The organism is Mesorhizobium sp. WSM4848, from assembly GCF_055811375.1.
This window is the reverse complement of the sequence record NZ_JBVVPX010000001.1, coordinates 1-22,579: the sequence shown is the minus strand read 5'-3', so window position 1 is coordinate 22,579 and position 22,579 is coordinate 1. Positions and strand designations below refer to the sequence as shown.

The following is a 22,579-nucleotide window of genomic DNA, read 5'->3' as shown; positions in this document are numbered from 1 at the left end:
CCATCGATTGTGCAAGCGAAAACCGGTGGATGATCGATGGGGAAGTGCCCCGTCTCTTCGGGGAGGTTTCTAACGGCCGCCGTCGTTCGACGGCTCGAGTGTGTTCCCACTAGGAACGTTATGGGAGGAGTACAGATGAAAAAGCTCATGATCGCGGCGCTTGCCGCGACCCTTATGATTGGCGGATCATTCGCTGCGCTGGCACAGCAAGCCGGCAAGGTCGGCGTTGTCGTCAAGATCGGCGGCATTCCGTGGTTCAACGCAATGGAGGCGGGTATCAAGGAGCGCGGCCAGAAGCTCGGGATCGACGCATTCATGGTCGGCCCGACCAGCGCTGATCCAGCACTGCAAGTTCGCGCCATCGAGGATCTGATCGCGCAGGGCGTCAAGGTCATCGGCGTCGTGCCGAATGATGCGAAAGTGCTTGAACCAGTGCTGCAGAAGGCCAAGGACGCCGGCATCATCGTCATCACGCATGAATCGCCTGGCCAGAAGGGCGCCGACTGGGATTTCGAACTCGCATCCGCGACCGGCTTCGGCGAGGCTCACGCCAAGCTATTGGCGGACAAGATGGGCGGCAAGGGTGAGTATGCAGTCTTCGTCGGCTCGCTGACGGTGCCGCTGCACAATGCCTGGGCCGATGCGGCAATCGAATATCTGAAGAAGAACCATCCCGACATGAAGCTTGTCGGCGAACGTTATGGCGTCGCCGAGGACGTAGACAAGAGTCGCAGCACTGCGCTTGACCTGATTTCCGCAAATCCAGGCTTGAAAGGCTTCCTCGCCTTCGGCAGCCAAGGCCCGATCGGCGCTGGCCGCGCAATCGAAGAGCGCCGGAAGGTGGGCGAAATTTTCGTGCTCGGACCATTCTCGCCAGGCCAAGGCCGGAAGCTCATCAAAAGCGACGCGATCTCCGGCGGCTTCATGTGGAATCCGAAGCAGGCGGGCGAGGTTTTCGTCACGCTGGCTGACCATCTCATGAAGGGCAACGAGATCAAGGACGGCGATACGATCGAAGGGCTAGGGACAGTCAAGCCGGACTTCGAAAACCGTAACATCATCGTCGATCAACTCGTCCCAATCAACAAGGACACTGTCGACGATCTCGCGGCGATGGGCCTGTAAGGCCTCAAGCTAATGGCAGCCGGGCCGGCGTCGAGCCGGTCCGGCTGCAGGATTGCAAACGCGATTGGATCCAGGGTTTCAACTCGATGGCTGATCAGGCACTCGATGGCGCCGCATCACGGCCGCTGCTGTCGCTCCGCAACGTCAATATGACGTTCGGCGGCGTGAAGGCGCTGAAGAATGTCAGTTTTGAGGTGCTGCCGGGCGAGGTCCATTGTCTTGCCGGCGAGAACGGCTCCGGCAAGAGCACGCTGATCAAGGTCATTACGGGCGTGTACAAGCCCGAGGCGGGCGCCGTGATCGACTATGATGGCCAGAACTACTCCCATATGTCGCCGGTTACGGCGCAGGCCAGCGGAATTCAGGTCATCTGGCAGGACCTCGCCCTGTTTCCCGAGATGACTGTCGCCGAGAATATCGCGTTCCAGACCGTCATCGGCCGCTGGCCGCGGCTGGTGAACTATGCCGAGATGCGCCGTGTCGCGATCAACGCCTTGCAACGTCTTGGTGTTACCTTCGATGTCGATCTGGCACTCCACCACTTTCCCATCGCGCAACGGCAGATCGTAGCAATCGCGCGCGCCCTCGTCGGCGAGGCAAAGCTCGTCTTCATGGACGAGCCGACGGCGTCGCTCACCCAATCCGAAACCGACTATCTGCTGGACATTGTGCGCAATCTGTCGGCGGCGGGCGTCGCCGTTGTGTTCGTCAGTCATCGACTGGCGGAGGTTCTTGAAATCTCCAGCCGCGTCACCGTGCTGCGCGACGGCGCCCTGGTTGGCGTCTATCCAACCAAAGGCCTGACCCAGTCGCGCATCACCGAGCTGATGACCGGCAAGACCTTCGATTATTCCGTCCTGCACCGCGATTTGAGCACGAGCCCGGTCATGCTTGAGGTCAAGGGACTGTCGCGGCCCGGCGAATTCGACGACGTGTCCTTGACGGTCCGGCGCGGCGAGACGCTCGGCATCACCGGGTTGCTCGGGTCAGGGCGCACCGAATTGGCGCTGACATTGTTTGGCATGCGCAAGCCGAAATCGGGCTCTGTCGTCCTGGATGGCAAACCCGTTCGCTTCGGATCCAACCGTGACGCGATCGCCGCCGGCGTCGCCTATCTTTCGGAAGACCGGCTGTCGCTCGGTCTCATTCAGCCCCAGGCAATCGCCGACAACATGGTCATCGCCTCGCTGGACAAGATCCTTTCAGGCGGTTTCATTTCGAGCGATCGCAAGCGATCTCTGGTCAATCGCTGGATAAGGGATCTCGGGGTCAGGATCGGAAAGCAGGACGACGCGATCTCGACCCTGTCAGGGGGAAATCAGCAACGTGTCGCCATTGCAAAATGGCTGGCGACCGACCCGAAGCTGCTTATCCTCGACGCACCGACGGTCGGCGTCGATGTCGGCGCGCGCGCCGGCATTTTCGACATCGTTTCCAAGCTGGCGGACAGCGGCCTGGCCATTATCCTGATCTCGGACGAGGTGCCTGAAGTCTATTTCAATGCGGACCGTGTGCTGCACATGGCTCAGGGGCGCATTGTCGGCGAATTTACGCCGGGCACTACGACCCTCCAGGCGATCGAGGAGGCGGTCTATGCGTAGGTTTGTCCGCTCCCACGCAACGGAACTGGCTTTGCTCGCCGTTATCGCAGTCATCTGCGTCTTTCTTTCGTTCGCGACAGACCGGTTCTTCACCCTCGGCAACGCGTTTGACCTTCTGAACACCAGCTCGGTCAACATCATTTTCGCCGTCGGCCTGCTCGTCGTGCTGGTCGCCGGCGGCATTGACATTTCCTTCGCGGTTGCTGCCTCCGTTGTGCAATATCTGACGGCGACCGTCCTCGGCTGGGTCGGCGGCGGCAATTGGATTATCGGCGTCATCATCGCTGGCGCATTGGGCGTCGCGTTGGGCTGCATCAACGCCTTCCTGGTCCACGGGTTCAGAATCATTTCGATCGTCGCCACGATTTCGACTTTCAACATTTTCTTCGGCTTGCTGATGTTCTTCACAGGCGGCGTGTCGATCTACAATCTTCCGGACTGGCTCACCAACCGTGTCGTGCTGTTCGAGCGAGAGATGGCTGACGGCAGCTGGGCGGAAATCACCCTACCTGTGCTCATTATGGCCGTCTGCGTGTTCGCTACCTGGACGTTGATCACGCGCACCACCACTGGGCGCCAGCTCTACGCATTTGGCGACAATCCGGAGGGCGCGCGCCGCTTCGGCATCAATATTGGCGCCATGCAATTTATCGCCTTCGGCTGGCTGGGCCTGATGGCGGGCATCGCCAGTCTCGTCCAAGCGCATTACGCACAGGAAGTCGTGCCGAACGCCCTTTATGGGCGCGAACTCGACGTCCTGGCAGCCGTAGTCCTTGGCGGTGCGCGGCTCGGCGGCGGCAAAGGCAGCGTGCTCGGCTGCATTCTGGGCGTTCTGTTGGTCTCGATCACCCAAAACGGACTCAATTTGATGGGTGTATCGCCTTTCGCGTTCAAGATGATCGTCGGCGCCATTATTCTTGCCGCCATCACCCTGTCGAACACCAGCATCGAACGCCTGCTGCCGTTCCTGAAAAGCCGGCGGGTGCCTTCATGACGGTTTTGATTGAACGCGCCCGCAACGCGCTCGGCCCCGAACTGGCAGGTCCGCTCGCCGCGTTCGTAGCGGTCATGGTCGTGTTCGGCTTTGCCGCGCCGAACTTCTTTTCCCGTGCCACCTTTGGATCGGTCGCCTTCCAGCTGCCGGAACTCGGCCTCCTCACGCTTGCCATGCTGCTGCCGATCCTGACCGGCGGCTTGAACCTGGCCATCACCTTCACGGCCAACATGGCCGGCCTGACATTGGCTTGGGTACTGCAAAGCCAGGGAGGCGTCGACGCAGGCATCGGCGCCTTTGTCCTTGGCTCGGTCCTTGCCATCGCGGTCGGAGCACTGAGTGGGCTGATCATGGGGCTCGTCATCGCCTACACCAAGGCTCACCCGATCCTGGTCTCGCTGTCGATGATGATCTTCCTGCGCGGTCTCGGCGAATTCCTGACGCGCGGCGGCGACGTGTCCGGCATTCCCGGCTTCTTCGCGGCGATCGGCTACGGTTCGATCTTTGGCATCCCGGTACCGTTGCTCATCTTCATCGCTTGCGTGCTGATCTGGCATGTCTTGCTGACGCGCATGAAGCTAGGCTTCAACACCTACATGATCGGCTCCAATATCGAGGCCACGCGCTATTCCGGTATCAATACGCGCAAGGTGCAGGTTCTCGTCTACACATTGTCCGGTGCGATGTGCGCGGTCGCCGGCATCATCATGCTGGCGCGCTTCAATTCGGTGCGTGTCGGCCACGGCGAGTCTTACCTGCTGATCACCGTGCTTGCCTGCTTCCTCGGCGGCGTCAATCCGTTCGGCGGCTTCGGTCGGGTGATCCCGGTCTTCGTTGCGCTGGTCGTGCTCCAGCTTCTGTCCTCCGGGCTCAATCTGATGGGCGCAAGCCAGCATCTTGCGACGGCAGTCTGGGGCATCCTGATGATCACGGTGATGATCCTGCGCTGGCTTGCCGGGCGCCTCAAATTCCTGAACACAAACAGAGGATGAGTTAGATGCATGGTTTTGGGGTCCACACCTCGATGTGGACGATGAACTGGGACCGGGCCGGCGCGGAGAAGGCGATCGCGGCTTCCGTCAAATACGGGATGGACTTTATCGAGATCGCGCTTCTGAACGCGCCGGCGGTCGATGCCGCGCACACACGCGCCTTGCTCGAAAAGCACAATCTTCCTGCCGTTTGCTCGCTTGGCCTGCCGGAGCGCGCCTGGGCCTCGGTGCGGCCGGATGCCGCCATCGAACATCTCGAAGTGGCGATCGACAAGACCGCGGAAATGGGCGCGCTGGCGCTTTCAGGCGTGATTTTCGGCGGCATCGGCGAACGCACCGGCTTGCCACCGACCGAAAAGGAATACGACAACATCGCCCATGTGCTGACCGTCGCCGCCAAGCACGCCAAGAAGCGCGGCATCGAGCTCGGAATCGAGGCGGTGAACCGCTACGAGAACCATTTGATCAATACCGGCGCGCAGGCCGTCTGGATGGTCGAGAAGGTCGGGGCCGACAACATCTTTGTTCATCTCGACACCTACCATATGAACATCGAGGAGAAGGGGGCCGCCAACGGCATTCTGGCCGCCCGCGACCACCTGAAGTACATCCACTTGTCTGAGAGTGATCGCGGCACACCGGGCACCGGCAACTGCCCTTGGGACGAGATCTGCGCGACGCTGGCGGCGATCGATTTCAAGGGCGGACTGGCCATGGAAAGCTTCATCAACATGCCGCCGGAAGTCTCCTACGGTCTCTCGGTCTGGCGGCCAGTCGCCAAGGACGAGGCCGAAGTGATGGGCAATGGCTTGCCGTTCCTGCGCAACAAGGCTCGCCAATACGGTCTGATCTGACACGATGGATGACGGGCAGAAGGCGGACGGCGCAAGGATCGCCGTCTTCGACGTCGGCAAGACCAACATAAAACTCTCCGCGATGACGCTCGACGGCGTGCTCGCGGAGAGCCTCTCTGTCCACAACGAAGTGCGGCCCGGTCCACCTTGGCGGCATCACGATCTCAACGGCATTAGCGACTGGCTGTTCGGCTCGCTCGCCACTTTGTGCCGTCATCATCCGCTGGAAAAAGTGGTCGGCACTGGACATGGCTCTGCGGGTGTTCTGGTGAACGCAGATCCCGACGAGACTTGCGCCCTGCCGATGATTGATTATGAGCAGGACCTGCCGCCTGCAATTCGCGATGGCTACGCGCCGCTTTCGGGCGATTTCTTCGATCGCGGCAGCGCGATCATGCTGAAGGCCGCCCACCAGGCGCGCCAGCTGTACTGGATGCAGCAGGTTGATCCGGAGCGCGTCGCTCGGGCTCGCTGGTATCTGGGCTTGCCGCAATATTGGGCCTGGCGGCTGTCAGGCGTGCCATCGGCCGAAACGTCGATCCTCTCTGCGCAATCACATCTATGGAACAATGTGCGCAAGCAGTGGGCGCCCATTGTGGCGGGGCAGGGATGGCAGCGCCTCATGCCACCATTCCATCCGGCCTGGCAGACGCTGGGGCCGATCCGGCACGATCTGGCGCGCCGGCACAGCATACCGGAAAACCTGTCCGTCCTGACAGGCGGCCACGACAGCAGCCTGAACCTCTACCGCTACCAGGCGGCAGGCATGCGCGACGCCTGCGTGATCTCTACCGGAACCTGGATTGTCGGAATGTGCGCGGCGACACCTCTCGACCAACTCGATGAAAATCGCGGAATGGTGCTGAACAGCGACGTGACAGGACGCCCGGTCGGCGGCGTTTTGACCATGGGCGGACGAGAGTTCAGTCATGTGGCAGGGCAGGGGGTGGCAGGGCGGGGGCAAGAAGGAACTGCGGCCGACGCTGCGCTGGTCAGCTTGCTGATTGAGCGCGGCACTTTCGCATTGCCGTCGTTCGGCGACGATGACGGCCTGTTTCCGGGCAGCGCTGTGCGCGGCCGGTTTGAAGGGCCGCCTGCAGAAACCCCTGCTGAGCGCAAGGCGCTCGCAGTGCTCTACGCCGCGCTGCTGACGGTGGAATGTATCGATGCGCTGAACGAAAATGGGCTGGTTGCATTGGATGGCACCTTCCTGAGGGATCCGCTCTACGCCACGCTGGTTGCCGCGCTGCGGCCAAACGCCGAAACGGTCTACAACCTCGACTCCTATGGTACCGCTTCGGGTGCGGCGTTGCTTGGCGAACATGAAACTCGTGACACGCCGGCTCCGATCGCGCTCAGCCTGCCGACTGTCTTTGCCGGCGATCGTGAGACGCTCGCAGCCTATGCACGGCGGTGGCGCGAACTGGCGAAGCGAAACAACTTGCAACGGGCCAAGACCAGCAAAAGGAACGATCGATGACTGATGACAGCGCTCTGCGCCGCGAGATGGTGGATGTTTGCCGCCGGATGAACTCCAGCGGTATCAACCAGGGCAATGCCGGCAACTTGTCGGTGCGCTGCGGCGACGGTTTCCTGATCACGCCCTCGTCGCTGTCCTACGACACAATGACGCCCGAAGACATCGTCGAGATGGACTTTGACGGCACCTATGTCGGCCGACGGCCCTCCTCGGAGTGGCGCTTCCACCGTGACATTTTGAGAGAGCGGCAGGAGATCAACGTCGTACTGCATTGTCACTCGCTCTACGCCACGACGCTGGCCTGCCATCATAAGACGATCCCGAGCTTCCACTATATGACAGGAGTGGCGGGCGGCACCACCATCCGCTGCGCGGGCTACGCGACCTTTGGCACGCAGGCCTTGTCCGACAATGCGTTGGTTGCACTCAAGGATCGCCTCGCCTGCCTGCTCGGCCAGCACGGCCAGATTTCGCTCGGCAAGACCATGGAAGCGGCGTTGTGGCTGGCGAACGAGGTCGAAACCCTGTCGCGCATGTATGTCCAGGCGCTTAGCCTTGGCGAGCCGCCGGTCCTTTCCGACGAGGAGATGGCGCGGGTGATCGAGCAGATGAAGAAGATGAGCTATGGCCAAGCGCCGGATCCGGAGGGAACGAACGATTTGGCACGGCCGCGCGACGCTGCGGTCTAGCGCTGCTCCGGCAGCTTTTAGTGAAGAGAGGTTTGGTTTCGCGCTGGGTGGCAGGTGAAGACTGAGATGTCTTCCTTACGGCAAACGGTGAATCAAATCGTTCAGCAAAAACAGCGACGCGCCGGCGAAGACGGCCGCAGCCGCGTCGTCCAGCATGATGCCGAGTCCACCTCTTACCTTCTCATGCACGACGCCGATGGGCCAAGGCTTGACGACGTCGAAAAACCGGAAAGCAAGGAAACCTGCTGCCCACCAGACCGGGTCTGGCGGCAGCATGGAAAGCGTTGCGGCGGTGCCGAAGGTCTCGTCAATGACGACGATCTGCGGATCCTCCGTCCTGGTATGGGAGACGATATGCGACGACGCCCATACTCCCACGGCGAATAAGGCCACATAGGCGAGCACGATCAGCCAAGGCGATGCAGGTATCAGGACCGCGGCAACAGCCACTCCGACGCCCGCGCCGGCCGTGCCCGGCCATACCGGAGATAGTCCTGCGCCGGCAGAGGTCGCGAGCAGGTAAGCAAACCTAGGCAGAAATCTACGCATGGCGTTTCGAACGGCTTCCTGGTGAATTGCGGATATGCGTTATATCAGTCTATCCGGTTACTTCCGCCAATGCGGTCGCGCAAAAGCATGCCCTCGGGTCTGACCCGGTCAGGCCGCGACGCGCTTTAGACCGCCAGTCGATTTGCGACAGCGGACACAACGGGCATTGCGCTGACCACCTCGATCGGCGCCGACGGGCTGGAACGAACCCACAATTTGCCGGTTAAACTTCGCGGAACGACATCATCAGAGGAGCCAAGTCATCATGATCGCCGGTCTCATGAAACGCCGTATCGACCCGCTATGGGAGCAGGCCGCCTCTCCGCTGATCGGGATCGGCATGACCCCGAACCAGGTTACATCAGGCGGGCTGGTGCTCGTCGCCCTGTCGTGCGCCGCCTATGTGTACCACCAGTCAAGCCTTGCCTTTGGCCTTTGCCTGGCGTTTGCCTTCACCTTCGACGCGCTCGACGGGGCCGTTGCCCGTCGCAGACATATGAGCACCAAGGCGGGTGGCTATTTCGACGCCATGGCCGATCGTTATCAGGAATTCGCCGTATTTGTCGCAATAGGCTGGGTCGCCGATCTGTGGGCGATCGCCATGATCGCATTCGCCGGCGGGCTCCTCACCAGCTACGCCAAGGCGCGGACGGCGATCGAAATCCCCATAGAAAACCACGCATGGCCGGATTTCTTCGAACGGATGGAACGCCTGGTGTTCATTTGCGTGCTGTTGGTCGCCGACGGATTGGCGACCGCCATGGGCGCCGCTTCACCCTGGATTCTGACTGGCGGGTTCGCGCTGTACGCACTCGTGGCCAACGCCACAGCGCTGCAACGGATCAATCGCGCATTTGCGATGCTCAAACGAGCGGACGCGCAGCAGCTGTGAGACGGCGAAATCCCATAAGGATGAGGCGGCCCGGCGCTCCCTGCGTGCCAGATGTCCGCGCTCTCGTTAGACCGTTTCGAGCCGGCTGAACCGAACCGGGATGATTTTGCGGGTCTTCAGTTGTCCTGCCGAATCCTTATCGATGACCGTCAGCAACTGCCCTTGTTCAGGGCCCACAGGCAGAACCAGGCGGCCCCCTGGCTTGAGCTGCTCAAGCAAAGCCGGCGGCGCCCGCCCCGCCGCGACGCTGACCAGGATCTTGTCGAATGGGGCGTGCTCGGGCCAGCCGCGAGACCCGTCCCCGACACGAATGCTGACATTGGATAGACCGAGGTCCTGCAGCAGAGCCTCGGCATGGCTTGCGAATTCCTCGATGATTTCGACGCTCCAAACGTGCCCGGCGAGTTCCGCGAGGATTGCGGTTTGGTAGCCCAGGCCGGTGCCGATCTCGAGCACCGCCTCGTGCGGTTGGAGAGCAAGGAGATCGGTCATGAGCGCGACGATGAACGGCTGCGAGACGGTTTTGTCGAAGCCGATCGGCAGTGGCATGTCCTGGTAGGCATAAGGCGCGACCGAGCTTGGCACGAACAGATGGCGCGGCACCCGCTGCATCGCTGCCATCACCCGTTCATCGAGCGCCGCCTTGCCGAGCTCTTCGCTTGCAAGTTCGGTATGGATTGCAATCATCTCGACCATGTGCCTGCGTAGCACTGCGAGATGCTCTTCCTTCATTGGCTTCATGACCTTCGGGCTTTCTTCAACCAGGCTTGCTGCCAGTCAGGCTTATATCCTGTTCGTCACAGCAACACCCGGCTTCGTTTCCAGTTGCGGGTGGCCCACGGCGACCGCAGGTAATTTTGGCGTTGCATCTTGATAGATATCGTCGGCGGCCCTGGAGATCAGTGCCATGTCGCCATAACGATATGTCATGGATCGCGGTGATTGAACGATGAACGGCTGAATCGCGTGCATGCGTGGGCAGCCGGCGATCTCGACCGGCGTTGTCGTTGTAGTAGTGGACGCCTGTTTCACCGATGCTGCGACTGCTGCGTGGCTTCGGCAGCGGAATGCCGTGACAGGCGGTCCGGGAGGTTCCTCACGCACCTACCCAATCGGAGTTCCTAAATATCCAGCTAAAGTCTGGAGGCCGCTGCTTTATCGCTTCCAAGAGTGCTGAGTGGAACTCGGCGGGGACCTCCGCCTTGCCGCTCGGCCGTCGCGGTTGAATCCTCATAAGCTAAAGTAGTGAAATCTGATGGAACTACCGGCCCTGATGTGCCATTTTACCACGTCGTGAGAGAAGACGAAGGCAAATGAGCCAGCACAATGCCACTGTGATAGGCGTCGTGGTGCCCATGTTCAATGCCGAGAGAACCATTCTCCCGACGCTGACCAGCATCTGCCAGCAGAGCCACCAGGCGCTGGACATTGTCGTAGTGGATGATGGGTCGACGGACCGGTCCGCGTCAATCGTGGCCACCTATGCCGAGCAAGATCGGCGTATACGCCTTTTCAGGCAGCCGAACGCGGGTGTTGCGCACGCACGCAACAGCGGCGCCGCTGCCACTGATGCGGAGTTTTTAGCGTTCGTGGACGCGGATGATCTTTGGGCTCCATCCAAAATCGCACTGCAACTGCGCGTCCTGCAGGAAGGAGGCTCGTCAGCTGGCCTGGCATATTGCTGGTTTGCGGAGATCGACGAGGACGGTCGGATATTTTCATTCCAACAGCCCGATGCCGATGGTCGCGTGCTGCAACGCATGTGCAGAAACAACTTTGTCGGTAACGGAAGTTCGATGCTTGTACGTCGCTCCGCATTCGAGCGGGCGGGACAGTTTGATCCTTCCCTGAGGGCGAGGAACGCACAAGGCTGCGAAGATCTTCTAATGTGCCTCAGAATAGCGGAGAATTACGAGTTTCGTGTCGTGCCCCAACATCTTGTGGGTTACCGGAGGACGATCGGCAACATGTCGAGCGATGTCATGCAGATGTTTCGTTCGTATGAAATTGTCCTAGCCGAGTTTCGCGAGAAATATCCGCAATTTGTGAGCGATCTCAATGCCCATCTGCTTGACACGGTCAATGGGCTTGCCGTGAGAGCTCTGGTTCAAGGGCGGCCTTCCGCAGCCTGGTACCTGTCGAAGAAGCTCTTTGTCCTGGAGCCGCGCACGGCCATTTCACGTCTGCCTCATACGGTCGACGTCTGCTGCCGGGGGCTGGTTCCTCGCTGGATTAAGGTTCGAGTGAAACGAATGCGAAACGCCGAGTCTCGGCCTCTTTATGGAAAGATTTATCTGGAGAGGTGAGCGCGTCCCTGATCGGGCGTACCGAGCCGGAGCTGTTGAGCTAGATGCTTGATCCCAGGCTTTGGCGGCGCACGTGGCAGTCACGTCATTGCCCGGACCCTGAGCGGCCACCAGAACGATCTTGCCCCGACCACATTTCCATAGGACACGTGCAATTACGCGCCGCCTCTATACAATATTTAATTGTTTAATTCGCGACCGCCGCTCCTGGTGGGACCTTCAGCGTAATTGTGATGGTGTCACCCGGAGCAAGCAGAGTATCTTCAGTCGCCTCGGTCGTCGCTGCCCGTCCGTCAGTGGAGCGGGTTACACCGATCGTAATTCGGTCCCCTTCGCCTACAAGGTCGCTGCGCATCTGCATCACGTAGGCGATTTGTTTGGTCAATGAATCCATCTCAGCGCGCATTTGGTTCATCGCCGCGCGTTCAGTCTGCAAGTCAGCCAACAGGTCGATTCGACCCTGGTCGATAAACTTTTCAAGACTGCGCTGCAAATCCCCTTGGTCGCGTTCAAGTCGAGCGATCTCAGCGCTGGTTTGCAAAGCGCGGGTCGCTGACAAGAGCACTGCGCGTTGAGCATTGTTGACGCTAGTGATCTGGACCAGACCTTTTTCGAAGAGCTTCTTGAGGCGAACAAGTTCCGCTGCATCTGCGGCTGCGCCCGCTTGATCCGCCTTCTGCTGCTCCTTCAGATAGCCCATTCGTTCCGCCGCCTTGGTTGCGGCCAACTTAATTGAAGCGCGCTCCTTCTCCTGATCCGCATAGACAGCTTCAAGATGCTTCCCCTCCTGCTGCAAAGCTTCGTCGCGACGAGGTTCGAGGCTCGGGTCACGTTCTGCGTCCGGAACCTCAATCGCTCTGGCGCCGCTCAGCTGCGCCTCTATGCGAGCAGCTTTGATTTCGCTTTCCTGGTACTTGATGCGCAGAATGTGGAGGCGGCCGCCAAGGTCCGCTGCTGTCATTTCAGGGTTTTGAAGCTCACCGCGACCGTAGCCGCCGCTAGTCGCCACAGCTTGTCGGACAGTCATTCCTGGTCTGAAGGCCTGAGTCCCAGGAGAGGCAATGTCCCCGTCAATATAGATGGGTCGGTATTCCTCAATATCAACTACAATCTGATCCGGATAAAAACCAGTCCAAGTCTCAGTGCCATCGGTGGATCGTTGCGGAAGGGATTTTGGTTTTAAAACATCAATTACCTCCTTCCGAACATCCTCTATTGTCTTCCCGAGAACTTTTAGGGGGCCTAGGACCGGCAACACAACTACACCGCTTTGGTCGATCACAGCTCGCTTTTGCATCTCGGGATAGCCTATGACAGCGAAGCCGATCACGTCGCCAGTCTGCAGACGGTACTCGCCGGCATTGTACTCCTCTGCTAGGGCAAGGCCATTCGACAGATTCGCGTTTGCGAACAACAGAAACATGCATGCGAGCGCAGCGCAGCTGCCTGCCCGTATCCAGCGCACCGATCTATTCAACATTCGCGATCACCCCGCAATGCTTGAGCATGACATCGGCGCAGACCAATGCCATTCTTTTGAGGCGAATTTACGCTCTGAACAACGGCAACAAGGCAGACGATGTTCCGAGATCGCGCCACTTTGATCGTCATCCGGCTGGAAGGATACAACTATCCGGCGCCCACCGCGATCACGGCGATCATGCTGTTGCTATCGTTCGCCATGCTCCTGGTCGTCAATCTGGTGCAGTCGTGAAGCCCAAACGCCATGGCCGACGTCACCATCGTGTCGCCGATCGGAAGCGACACCGCCGGCCAGCGTGCAGCCGGTCGCGCGCTATCTGATGGCAGTCGCGTTCTGGTGACCTGAGCGGCATTGGCCGCCGCCTGAGGCGCTGGCCGCCATGTCCGCCGCTCCGCTAAACACGGAAGCTGCGCGGCGGACATACCAACGTCGAAGCCATCCCATTTTGCTCAGCTTGGCCGACACAACTCGACTCAGCCTCTGCCTAAATCCAGATCGCATGGCATGGCCAGTCCGTGCGGCAAACCTCTCTTGGCCGCCGGGAGTTGGTCGCCTGGAAGCAAGCGTCCCGGCACAGGTTGGGGCGTCTTTATTCGCACATGCTAATATATCGGTCGCTCTGACCGGTTCCGATATGTTATGATGGTTAACGCGCTGAGGCCTGGATAGCCAAGGAGCGCGTCACGTCAGCGGCTGCGAGTGGGACGGCGATGTCCTTTTTGCTTTTTTTGCGAGGCCTTATCATAGTACTGTTGGCATTCGCCATCAGTATATATTTGCTCACCGGCTCCCTCTGGGGCACGTTTATCCAAACGTTAATTTGTGGGGTCTTGATACAGATTGGGTACTTTGTCGCTGTCATGCTGCTAATGTGGCGCTCGGTCTCCAAAGAATCGGTGACTCCGAAGTCACACATCGCGCGATGAGTCGAAAGGGAGCAACTGCCGAGCCACTTAGTGAGGCGGGCTACTCTCCGCCTTTATAGGCTCTGGCTGCTAGAGCAGGACGATCAGCAAGATGACACCCCACACCACGAAACAAAATGTGACTGCAACCTGTCTCATTCGGGCAGCGGAGAGGCTTTCCGCGAGGCGCCAGATGCGCGCAGGACCCTTGAGGTGATTGTTATCGCGCGTCTGTGATCGACGAGCCATTCCAATCGACCTCCCTGTTCCCGCAAGACAGGCTCAACCGGAGCCCGGAATCTCTTGCTCAGATGTTTTGCCATCTGGCAATACGACTCAATTTCTTCCTTCAATTGGAGCTTACGACATGCAGCGGAATTGCGGCAGTCGGAGCATGGGCTTCGTGAGGTTTCGGTTTTATTGCATCAGAGGTTAGGAGTTGCGCCGTTGGCGAAGAGCGGGCTGATGCCCGCCCCGAGCGGTGTGCCCTGTGCTCCGCGGGCGTCGATATTGAATCTGCAGACATTTAGCCAGATGATGTGGTATGGTGTTTGTCACTAATGCGCTGCCAGTCTCATGCCACGGGTTTGAAGGCTTATGCTCCGCGAAGTTGAAAAGCACCCGGATTCTGCCTTCACATTCGGCGATCCTCAGTGGGGAACGATTGATCTCGAAACACTCGTGGCGGCAGCGCGACGGCAGTTGAGGTTCGTCCTTACATGCGCGCTCGCAGGACTTGTGCTGGGGCTGGCGTATCTCTGGGCCGAGGTGCCCTTGTACGAGTCGACGGCTAGAATCCTGATCGACAAGAACCAGCCATCCGTCGTGACGAAGTTAACAGAGAGCGGAAGCTCCACACAGCTTGACCCGATGATGCTGAGTCAGGTCGAATTGTTGCTTTCCGACCGCATCGGGCTAAAGGTCGTTGACAGCCTCGGTCTTGCTACCGATCGCGCTTTCTTGTCAGCGTCATATTCATTGCTCAACAGTCTCACAGGATCGGTCGCTCGGTGGCCATTCATCGGCAGTTCCGAAGCAAGCGGAGCGTCGGTGAAATCGAGTGCCGCGCGAGGATCCGATCCTCGATGGCAGGCATTTGGCATTCTGGCTGCGAATATAACGGTAGCTCGTGTAGGGCAATCTTACATTCTGGAAGTCCAATTTCGGTCGCCTAGCGCCGAAATGGCGCAAAAAATAGCCAGTAAGTATGCAGAAATCTATATTTCTGACCAAGTCGGAGCCAAAGACGAGTCGATTATCCGAGCTCGCGGCGCACTGGCGGAAGAGCTCGAGACGGTGCGGAAGCGATCGGTTGATGCCGAGCTCGCAATCCACAGGTTCCGAACAGACAATACGCTGACCAAGGAAACGCTGGTTACCTTGCGCCAGCTCGAACTTGAGGCATCCTCTCTCAAGTCGCAATATGAAGAGGTCCTGCAGCAGTACCAAGCGAGCCTGCAGAACCTTTCGGTGGCGTTGACGGAGGCGCGGACTATCTCGGAGGCACCAACCCCCAGCAGCCCGAGTTCTCCGAACAGCAGTCTTACGTTGGCGTTCTGCGTCGTGCTCGCCGGCATGGTTGGCGCCGGTGTGGGCGGAATTCGGGAGTACCGGGAGCGCTTTTTCCGCACGTCGGCTCAAGTGCGCGAGGAGCTCGGACTTCAGACGCTCGGAATGATCCCATTACTGGACGGAAAGCCAATTCGCCGAAACAAGCACGATCGTGCGGCCGGAGAGCCGTCATTCATCGAGGTGGGGAACAGCGCTTTCAACTGGGTAGAACAACATCCGCGCTCTGAATTCGCTGAAGCGATGCGAACTGTGAAAGTCGCTGTTGACGTCGAGTTACCAAGGAAGAGCACCAAGGCGCTCGGCATCGTTTCTTGCCTCCCGGGAGAAGGGAAGTCTCTGATCGCTGCTAATTTAGCGATGGTTCTTGCTATGCAGCGTTGTAAGACGTTGTTGATCGATGCCGATATCCACAATCCTGGCTTGTCCCCTATGTTAGCCAACGGCTGGGAACGAGGCCTGGCCAACTTGTTGGCTGGAGAACTCAATCCGAGAGACTTGCTGGCCCATCAGTCATTGCCATTGAGGTTCCTGCCCGGCGTGAACCAGAGCCAACAAAAGCTCGCAAACACCGTGCAGCCTATCGAGAAAATGGGCGACTTTCTGCTCAAGGTGGGCCCTATGTTCAACTACGTCGTGGTTGATTTGCCCCCGTTGGCTCCAGTCGCGGACGTGAGGTCCTTTGTCCAGCACCTCGACGGTCTTGTTCTGGTTGTTGAATGGGGTGTGACCGCTCGTAAATTCGTGCGCGAAATCCTCGACAACAACCCGATCCTGGCGGATAAATGCATCGGCGTTCTGCTCAACAAGGTCGATATCAAAAGAATCAAGCGGTACCAAAAGTTCGGCAGTGCCGAATTTTACAGTGAACGTTATCATCAGTATTACCAGGCCTAGTTATGGAGCAGGCATTGTTTTGTCTTGAGCAGATAGCCCAAGGAGGGGCTTTGACAAAAAAAGCTCCGTCCGGGCCTATCCGCGCGAGACCAGGAGATGGTGTTCGTCGGCAAGGACCGGCGATACATGTCGCTTCCTCCAGCTGGTGGGCTGCACGCTGGCATCGGACTGGGAGAACGGGCCAGGTCGAGAACCATGTCGGACAGGTGGGATGCCGATCAGTCAGAGTTCGCGATTGGCCCGGCTATCCTGGTCGCCAGTCCTTTGCCGGTCCTTACATTCCGCCACCCAACACCGCCGTAGCGCGGACCCGCAAAGCACCCTGCGAATAGGCCTGCAGCGTATCCTGTCGCGCCTGCATTCCAATTCTCCTGCAGAGCGTTTCATCGCCCGCCAACACCAATGCTTGCGTCACCGCCGTCTCCGCTGAAGAAGCAGTAAGCTTCAGCATATTCTCTCCATGCCTGCCGTAATCCCGGATACCGCCGACGTCGGTCGCGATAACCGGAAGGCCGGCAAGCATCGCCTCGGCGACGACGATGCAGAACCCTTCCGTATCGGACAGGTTGATGAACACGTCACGATCACAGGCTAGCTCGGACCAGCGCGCGACATAGCCATGGAAATGCACGCGATCTGCAATGCCGAGCTCATCCGCCTTCCGTGAAAGCGCCTGCCGTTCCGGCCCATCGCCGTACAGATCGAGGCTTGCAGAAACGCCGCGGTCTTGGAGCATTCGGATGGCCTCGATCAGGCGGTGAAAGTTCTTTAGCGCGATAAGCCGTCCGGCAGCAGCAAGGCGCAACGGTGTGTGAAGCGCGTAATCGCGCTTGTGGCTGGAAGCCTCATCGGCGCAAAACAAAGGCACGATATGCGAGCGGCGTCGGCGCGGCAGGAAGTATGCTTGCGTCTCCTGCAGCGTACTTTCGCAATCAGCCCAGATTTCGTCAACGCGCCAGGACAGGGCCTTGAGCACAGGGCCATAAATGCCTGCGGCGCGCCGGGAGCGGTAGCGGGTAGTGTGTTCAAATGAAACGCAGTGCAGCCGAGGGGCAAACATCGCAACAAGCCGTCCCAGGAGATTGGCCTGCTTGAGCGATAACGCAACCATATCCGGCCGCCACTCCCGGATGAGGCGCAACATTACAAAGAACGTGCCGACAAAGGTGCGCAAGGAAGGCTCTTCACTCTGCGACGTCAGGATAAGATTGTGCTCTCCGATCTTTGCGGCGATTTCATCGGCAAGAGCCCCGTGACCACGGCAAAAGGCGAGAATCTTCAACTCGTGGCCGCTGAAAAATCCTGCTTGCAGCAAGGTGAGTAGCCCATGCTCGGCGCCACCGGGATCGAATCCGTTGATGAAGTAAAGAATTCGCATGTGATAGTGAAGCGCTCCGATTCTCTTGCACTCGTATTTACTGTCGCAACTAACCGCCAGATCTTGTGTGGAATTCTCCTGCGCTTGTGGTGAGGCCTAGTGGTGGGGTCTGGAGACCTCTCAAGTTTTTACCCGTGTTAAGAGACTTGGCGGCCCCGGAGCTCTGATTTCACCTCCGTTATGGTCCTGTGTCGCGGTACAGAATAATCGCTACGGAAGGATTCCAGGGCTGCCGCCTGAGATGCTCGACCTTTCGCCATTCGGCCAGCATCTTTAAGAGCCGTCAGCAAAGTCTTTGCGCAAGGCGCGGTAGAACAATAGCTTGGCTGCACGGCGCACCTGCGGATCCATGCCCCTCGGCAGGGCGCAAAGAAAAAAGTAAACGTACACCCGCCATGACAATGGATCGTGCCACATCGCGCGAATGAGCAAGCGCGCTCCGCGTTTCTTTTCGCCTTGAGCCACGCAATCATTGCCCGCCTTTGCGTATAAACGCCCGTTGCGCCGACGCGCGAGATGCGTAAGTTCCGGCCGTCGCATGACCCATTCTCGCGTGAGGCGTTCGGCTACCGGCAGAAGCGCGTCGAGTCTGCGGGTTATGTTCGAGCCATGGCGCCGTTTATAGACGAGTGCTTCGGCCACATGTTGAAATGTCCAACGCTCGGCTGCGCGCATACAAAACTCTGTATCCTCTCCAGTCCTGAATGCCTCGTTGAACAACCCGATATCTTCGACCATCTCGCGCCGCATAACCATACTGGAAGGAATAATAGGCCCATCAAGCAGAAAATATGTCGGCAGCGTATCAAATTGGTCCGCGCGATAGCGGCGCACGGCGATGTGTAGAGCATCGGACAGATCCGGAGCGGAAAAATCGACAAAATCGCCATAGACAAGACCTGCCTTGCAGCCATTGCCCAAGACGGCTAATTGACGCTCAAGCTTGTCCTCGGCCCAGAAGTCATCGCCGTCGAGAATTGCAATAAGATCGCCGGCAGCATGTCTGATGGCAAGATTCCTCGCCGATGAAAGCCCGATACCCGCCGTCGTCAGGACATGTACGCGCGGCTCCCTGCGACCCAGCGATGCAATCACTTCCGACGAGCCGTCCTTCGAGCCATCATTGACAATGATGATCTCTTTGATGTGGCTCGACGCGGTCTGATTAATCACGCTTTCCACCGCCTGCACGATGAAGCGTTCTTCATTGTGGCATGTCATGATAACCGAAACACTCATCTCGTGTTTCCTGGCAAGGGGCTCGCGAGAAATCGAGGATGCCTCATGCTCCTGGGGTGGCTCCTCCGCATCCTGTGCAATGATAGGCAAAGCCCGTGCCGCGTCAATTCAGGCAGGAGCGAGACAAGACTCAGCGCGACGAAAGCTCGTGTGCCGGAGGCTTCTGTTCCAACGTAAAAGGCGCAAGGAACAAGGAGCACGAGGGGCAGAAGCCGTGCCTGGGCCGCTCCGATCAACCCGTGGAAAAGTGCCCAGCTTAGAGTACGGCTTAAGCGAAACCATGCAGCAATCCATATGAGTGCATAGAGGCTGAGCCCAATGATGCCGTTCTCGGTGAGGATACGTTGAAACTCGCCATGGATCGCAAGCCGCAGCTCGTCAGGAAGTCCGCTGAAATCCGTTTCGATAATATTCTTGAATTGGTTCGTACCCACGCCCATCAGTGGATGTTCGGAGATGAGTTGTCTGGACAGAGTGAAAGCAAACGCGCGCTGGACATTGCTCGGCGTGTCTCCAGGGGCATATTTCCCCGTCGCCGCCAGGTATTCGTGTTGACCCATGCTCAGCGGATGGAGGATGGTCTGCAACTGGTTTCCGACATATGAGTTTTCTACTGTGGTCGCCAGCACGAAAAGACCCACGAAGCCGACGGCGATCGCCGGTACAATCGCAGCGAGCCGTCCGCGCATCAGTAGCGCAGCAGTCAGAAAGAGATAGATCAATAATGCCTTGCGTTCCCCAGATAGCACGAGCAGGGGAAGTATCCCTGCCCATGCAAGCCAAAGGGTGCGCCGCTTGGCCCGATTGGAGAACATGAGGAGCCCCGCGAGCGCAATTGGAACGAAGCTGAACGCGAGCTTCGGATCGAACAGATGCTTCCAGCCGACCAAGTAGCCATGGGCGACATGCCAGGTGATCGTATAGGCGAGGATCAGCACCATGCCGAAAAGCAAGATGTTGACGGCCTTGTGCGTGTCGACCCGGCTGGCCTCCTGTGCCAAGGCGAACGCAAAGGCGCCCACAGCGGACATCTGCAACAGCTCGCGCAGGCCGTTCTCTGCGTCCACGCTGAGGGCCGAGACCATGTGCCAGCCCAAGAAGGGCAGGAGCAGTAGAAAACCGGCTGAAAAAGCCAATCTTCGCCAACGCCCCGTCGCCAGGCCAATCAAGAGCGTCAGCAATGCGATCAGCTCGAACGGACGCAGCAATACAAGATCCGTCTCGAGCCTGATTGGCAGGAAGAGGCTCAGTATCGCGAATGTGAGGAGATAACGCATCACAGCCCCCTCGCGGCGCGATATTCTTTTAGCATGTTCTCTTTCCCGGAAACAGAACTTGTTGGATGTATCAATGCCAGCCCGTGGAGAAACACTTGACCCTGCTCCAGACCGACGACCTCATCGTTCCGCCCGCTGTGGCATCGCATATCGAAGAGGTTTCCGCCTGTTGGGAAAACTCACCCTCCTCGGCTGCGGGGAGGCTTACTGGTGGCAGAGCTCATCAGCAGTCCGACGAGAGTGATGACGCATGCTGGCGTCGCGCAGTCGATGCGTTCTAGCCGACGGTCTCGCTCTCCGGGGTCCAGGCTTCTGGCTGGTCGAGCACAGAGACCGCGCGAACATGGCAGCGAATCTTATGCCCGACATCCCGCGAGCTGAGCTCATAGCTTGTGCCGGTTTCGCCCACGATCGGAACGCCGTCACGATACCATAGACACTCTATTTGCGACGCAATAACGTTCGGTACGACGGTCAGCGCCTGGCCCGGTGAGGTCTGGCCCGAGAAGGCCGGCAATGCGCTGAAGGCCGTCGGGACCCTGGCTAGATCCGTTTCCGTCTGCCGGACCCTTATATAGTCAATCACCATGTCATACGTCTGCGACGGGTTCGGTTGAGCGCGACCCTTTTTGTCGTCATAGGCGAAATCCACCATGATGTATTTTTTCGCTGCGAGTTCCGGTGTCGTCGGAACGCGCGCTACTTCATGGCCGTCGATCACGAAATACGTGTAATCATCCTCGATCTGCGCGTACCAGGTATGAAATTCGCCATCGTATATGTCGATCGTCGCGGGAAAGCCATTCGATGGATCGACTTGATAGCCGGCGATTTTCCGGTGCACGCCATGTGGCGTGATATGTGGATCTGCATAGCCGAGTCTGGGTTTGTGCACGTGCTGGCTGATGTTGATATAGGCCCCGTTGAGACCGTCATATTCCCAAAAGTCCGTCTCAAGACGATTGCGCGTCCGCCAGAATAGCTGCTCCTTCCCATACGCCCAGAAAGCAGGAAAAAATCCCGGGCGGGGCGCGAGTATCTTCGGCAGTCTGGCGCGGATCTCAAAGATCCCCTTTCCCCAACACCGCCCCTGGCCATTGTTGTTCACGGAAGAGAACGCACCTGTTCTCCAACGGCCCTTATGCAAGAGCCGGAGCGCCAGCGTGTGGCTGGTGGCGTCGTGCAAATAGGAGGAGGGCGACGCCGAGATCGGCGGGGTAACGGCGTCAACACCAACGGTCGTCAGATGGGTCGGCGCATACCAGATGCTGCTTTGCTCGCCTTTGGAATCATCGACAACCGAGTTGGATTCGAAGTCGTCAAAAAAAACTGTTGTGTAAGCGCGGATCGGCCGCGCCGCCTCACCACGATGAGCATATCGCCGCTCTTTGCCGATGGCTGCCCAGGACGCCCACGAGGCCGAATCGAATTCATAACGAGCGGGTTTGTCGTTCGCATCCAGGGCTGAAGGAGGGCTCTGGCGATAGGGATGATCGTCGGGCAGGTCGGCTTGCCGGCCGGCGCGCCACATGCCCCATCCCATCAGCTTCTCGATCTGCGAGTCATTTAGTTCGCTTTGCCCGATGATGACGCAATCGATCGCGACATCGGCCCTCATCGGATTGTTCACATCGCCCATGAAGCTCTGCGATTTCATCCGGTTGGGTGTCAATGCATAAACCGTCTGGCCGGCCGTCTTGACCCCATTCACCACAGCCTGCATCACGAATCCGCGGCGGTACCCGACCATGACATTCCAGTCGTCAAAATCGGTCGAGCACTGCCCTTCCTCGCTCTTGAGCTTGCCGTCATGGAGCTGCGAAACGAATGTGCCGGCCGAGGGCTTGAAACAGACCCGCGGCTGGCGATGCACCGAGCCACCCTCCGCTCCATTGGCGCAAAGAACGGAAACGTTATTCGCGTCGGCGTTGACTGCCGAATTGCACCGGGCGATCACCAACCACCAGCGGTGAAGATACGGGGCATCGTTATCGGCGGGCCAGGTCAATGCCTGTTTCGTGCCCTTCTTGAAGAGAACGCCGCCGTTATTCGGAAGCTTTGTCGGCCGCAGGGAGGGCTCGGCCTGCATCGCAGCCACCGGCTTCACGCCGCCCGATTTCCACGAGGAGACTTCGCCTTCGGCCAGATCCTCCTGAAACCAGGATTTCACAATCATTTCCGGGAACAGACCAGGATGCCAGGAGTGAGCTTTCGGCTGCGAGCCTTGAGCCGGACCGGCGGCGCGCGCATCCCGTCCTGGGCGACCGGCGGCCGCCAGCACAAGGGCGGCGCATGCGGCCCGCGCCAGGTCCCGGCGAGAAAGGCGGTTGGTCATTGTCGTGTGCCAAT

At 59.0% G+C, this 22,579-nt stretch carries 19 protein-coding genes and 1 pseudogene; 12 read left to right on the top strand and 8 right to left on the bottom strand.

Annotated features, from left to right (window positions below):
• The first annotated feature begins 135 nt into the window (after window positions 1-135).
• The 7 genes from AC0L16_RS00100 (at window position 136) to AC0L16_RS00070 (ending at window position 7,735) form a co-directional block, all read left to right on the top strand.
• Complete coding sequence (locus tag AC0L16_RS00100) at window positions 136-1,125, top strand: autoinducer 2 ABC transporter substrate-binding protein (protein ID WP_292397206.1); 990 nt, start codon at window positions 136-138, stop codon at window positions 1,123-1,125.
• An 86-nt stretch (window positions 1,126-1,211) separates the two neighbouring features.
• A complete protein-coding gene (locus AC0L16_RS00095) occupies window positions 1,212-2,726 on the top strand; it encodes a sugar ABC transporter ATP-binding protein (protein ID WP_473618366.1) in 1,515 nt (504 codons plus the stop codon).
• Window positions 2,719-3,720 (top strand): ABC transporter permease, encoded by a 1,002-nt coding sequence (locus AC0L16_RS00090; RefSeq protein WP_473618365.1) that lies wholly within the window; start codon window positions 2,719-2,721, stop codon window positions 3,718-3,720. The genes AC0L16_RS00095 and AC0L16_RS00090 overlap by 8 nt, the downstream gene beginning before the upstream one ends.
• Window positions 3,717-4,712 carry an ABC transporter permease gene (locus AC0L16_RS00085; RefSeq protein ID WP_473618364.1) on the top strand — a complete coding sequence of 332 codons (996 nt, stop codon included), beginning with the start codon at window positions 3,717-3,719 and terminating at the stop codon, window positions 4,710-4,712. The genes AC0L16_RS00090 and AC0L16_RS00085 overlap by 4 nt, the downstream gene beginning before the upstream one ends.
• Window positions 4,713-4,717: 5 nt before the next feature.
• Window positions 4,718-5,566: a sugar phosphate isomerase/epimerase family protein gene (locus AC0L16_RS00080; protein WP_473618363.1), complete on the top strand. Its 849-nt coding sequence runs from the start codon at window positions 4,718-4,720 to the stop codon at window positions 5,564-5,566.
• Window positions 5,567-5,570: 4 nt separating this feature from the next.
• Window positions 5,571-7,046: an FGGY family carbohydrate kinase gene (locus AC0L16_RS00075; RefSeq protein ID WP_473618362.1), complete on the top strand. Its 1,476-nt coding sequence runs from the start codon at window positions 5,571-5,573 to the stop codon at window positions 7,044-7,046.
• Window positions 7,043-7,735, top strand: coding sequence for a class II aldolase/adducin family protein (locus AC0L16_RS00070; protein ID WP_473618361.1), 693 nt, complete (start codon window positions 7,043-7,045; stop codon window positions 7,733-7,735). Before AC0L16_RS00075 ends, AC0L16_RS00070 begins: the two co-directional genes overlap by 4 nt.
• 75 nt (window positions 7,736-7,810) lie before the next feature.
• Here AC0L16_RS00070 and AC0L16_RS00065 read toward each other — a convergent pair whose 3' ends face one another.
• Window positions 7,811-8,284, bottom strand: a complete 474-nt coding sequence (locus AC0L16_RS00065) for a phosphatidylglycerophosphatase A family protein (protein ID WP_473618360.1) — start codon at window positions 8,282-8,284, stop codon at window positions 7,811-7,813.
• Window positions 8,285-8,549: 265 nt separating this feature from the next.
• Between AC0L16_RS00065 and AC0L16_RS00060 the strand changes: the two genes are divergently transcribed.
• Window positions 8,550-9,176, top strand: coding sequence for a CDP-alcohol phosphatidyltransferase family protein (locus tag AC0L16_RS00060; RefSeq protein WP_473618359.1), 627 nt, complete (start codon window positions 8,550-8,552; stop codon window positions 9,174-9,176).
• 66 nt (window positions 9,177-9,242) lie between these two features.
• On the opposite strand, the gene AC0L16_RS00055 is transcribed toward AC0L16_RS00060, so the two are convergent.
• Both AC0L16_RS00055 and AC0L16_RS00050 read right to left on the bottom strand, forming a co-directional pair.
• Window positions 9,243-9,917 carry a protein-L-isoaspartate(D-aspartate) O-methyltransferase gene (locus tag AC0L16_RS00055; RefSeq protein ID WP_473618358.1) on the bottom strand — a complete coding sequence of 225 codons (675 nt, stop codon included), beginning with the start codon at window positions 9,915-9,917 and terminating at the stop codon, window positions 9,243-9,245.
• Window positions 9,918-9,959: 42 nt separating this feature from the next.
• A complete protein-coding gene (locus tag AC0L16_RS00050; RefSeq protein WP_473618357.1) occupies window positions 9,960-10,208 on the bottom strand; it encodes a hypothetical protein in 249 nt (82 codons plus the stop codon).
• Between the two features lie 281 nt (window positions 10,209-10,489).
• On the opposite strand from AC0L16_RS00050, the gene AC0L16_RS00045 reads away from it, so the two are divergent.
• Entirely contained in the window at window positions 10,490-11,482 is a 993-nt protein-coding gene (locus AC0L16_RS00045) for a glycosyltransferase family 2 protein (protein ID WP_473618356.1), read from the top strand.
• Between the two features lie 187 nt (window positions 11,483-11,669).
• Here the strand turns inward: AC0L16_RS00045 and AC0L16_RS00040 are convergent, their stop codons facing one another.
• On the bottom strand, window positions 11,670-12,905 hold the full coding sequence (locus AC0L16_RS00040; RefSeq protein ID WP_473618355.1) for a polysaccharide biosynthesis/export family protein: 1,236 nt from the start codon (window positions 12,903-12,905) through the stop codon (window positions 11,670-11,672).
• A 160-nt stretch (window positions 12,906-13,065) separates the two neighbouring features.
• Here AC0L16_RS00040 and AC0L16_RS00035 point away from each other — a divergent pair.
• The 3 genes and pseudogenes from AC0L16_RS00035 to AC0L16_RS00025 form a co-directional block, all read left to right on the top strand.
• Window positions 13,066-13,196: pseudogene (locus AC0L16_RS00035) on the top strand (molybdate ABC transporter permease subunit); the annotation flags it as partial.
• Window positions 13,197-13,675: 479 nt separating this feature from the next.
• Entirely contained in the window at window positions 13,676-13,891 is a 216-nt protein-coding gene (locus tag AC0L16_RS00030; RefSeq protein ID WP_473618354.1) for an exopolysaccharide production repressor protein, read from the top strand.
• 576 nt (window positions 13,892-14,467) lie between these two features.
• A complete protein-coding gene (locus tag AC0L16_RS00025; protein WP_473618353.1) occupies window positions 14,468-16,336 on the top strand; it encodes a Wzz/FepE/Etk N-terminal domain-containing protein in 1,869 nt (622 codons plus the stop codon).
• A gap of 274 nt (window positions 16,337-16,610) precedes the next feature.
• Here the strand turns inward: AC0L16_RS00025 and AC0L16_RS00020 are convergent, their stop codons facing one another.
• The 4 genes from AC0L16_RS00020 to AC0L16_RS00005 all read right to left on the bottom strand — a co-directional run.
• A complete protein-coding gene (locus tag AC0L16_RS00020; protein WP_473618352.1) occupies window positions 16,611-17,714 on the bottom strand; it encodes a glycosyltransferase in 1,104 nt (367 codons plus the stop codon).
• A 273-nt stretch (window positions 17,715-17,987) separates the two neighbouring features.
• The gene (locus AC0L16_RS00015; RefSeq protein ID WP_473618351.1) at window positions 17,988-18,953 is read right to left on the bottom strand and encodes a glycosyltransferase family 2 protein; all 966 of its coding nucleotides are present in this window, start codon (window positions 18,951-18,953) and stop codon (window positions 17,988-17,990) included.
• Entirely contained in the window at window positions 18,950-20,230 is a 1,281-nt protein-coding gene (locus tag AC0L16_RS00010) for an O-antigen ligase family protein (protein WP_473618350.1), read from the bottom strand. Before AC0L16_RS00010 ends, AC0L16_RS00015 begins: the two co-directional genes overlap by 4 nt.
• A gap of 277 nt (window positions 20,231-20,507) precedes the next feature.
• Window positions 20,508-22,579 (bottom strand): LamG domain-containing protein (locus AC0L16_RS00005; protein WP_473618349.1); only part of this gene is annotated, 2,072 nt, incomplete at its 5' end.

Coding starts and splice junctions, on each gene's coding strand:
- AC0L16_RS00100 (WP_292397206.1), top strand. CDS start 136: ATGAAAAAGCTCATGATCGCGGCGCTTGCCGCGACCCTTATGATTGGC.
- AC0L16_RS00095 (WP_473618366.1), top strand. CDS start 1,212: ATGGCTGATCAGGCACTCGATGGCGCCGCATCACGGCCGCTGCTGTCG.
- AC0L16_RS00090 (WP_473618365.1), top strand. CDS start 2,719: ATGCGTAGGTTTGTCCGCTCCCACGCAACGGAACTGGCTTTGCTCGCC.
- AC0L16_RS00085 (WP_473618364.1), top strand. CDS start 3,717: ATGACGGTTTTGATTGAACGCGCCCGCAACGCGCTCGGCCCCGAACTG.
- AC0L16_RS00080 (WP_473618363.1), top strand. CDS start 4,718: ATGCATGGTTTTGGGGTCCACACCTCGATGTGGACGATGAACTGGGAC.
- AC0L16_RS00075 (WP_473618362.1), top strand. CDS start 5,571: ATGGATGACGGGCAGAAGGCGGACGGCGCAAGGATCGCCGTCTTCGAC.
- AC0L16_RS00070 (WP_473618361.1), top strand. CDS start 7,043: ATGACTGATGACAGCGCTCTGCGCCGCGAGATGGTGGATGTTTGCCGC.
- AC0L16_RS00065 (WP_473618360.1), bottom strand. CDS start 8,284: ATGCGTAGATTTCTGCCTAGGTTTGCTTACCTGCTCGCGACCTCTGCC.
- AC0L16_RS00060 (WP_473618359.1), top strand. CDS start 8,550: ATGATCGCCGGTCTCATGAAACGCCGTATCGACCCGCTATGGGAGCAG.
- AC0L16_RS00055 (WP_473618358.1), bottom strand. CDS start 9,917: ATGAAGCCAATGAAGGAAGAGCATCTCGCAGTGCTACGCAGGCACATG.
- AC0L16_RS00045 (WP_473618356.1), top strand. CDS start 10,490: ATGAGCCAGCACAATGCCACTGTGATAGGCGTCGTGGTGCCCATGTTC.
- AC0L16_RS00040 (WP_473618355.1), bottom strand. CDS start 12,905: ATGTTTCTGTTGTTCGCAAACGCGAATCTGTCGAATGGCCTTGCCCTA.
- AC0L16_RS00030 (WP_473618354.1), top strand. CDS start 13,676: ATGTCCTTTTTGCTTTTTTTGCGAGGCCTTATCATAGTACTGTTGGCA.
- AC0L16_RS00025 (WP_473618353.1), top strand. CDS start 14,468: ATGCTCCGCGAAGTTGAAAAGCACCCGGATTCTGCCTTCACATTCGGC.
- AC0L16_RS00020 (WP_473618352.1), bottom strand. CDS start 17,714: ATGCGAATTCTTTACTTCATCAACGGATTCGATCCCGGTGGCGCCGAG.
- AC0L16_RS00015 (WP_473618351.1), bottom strand. CDS start 18,953: ATGAGTGTTTCGGTTATCATGACATGCCACAATGAAGAACGCTTCATC.
- AC0L16_RS00010 (WP_473618350.1), bottom strand. CDS start 20,230: ATGCGTTATCTCCTCACATTCGCGATACTGAGCCTCTTCCTGCCAATC.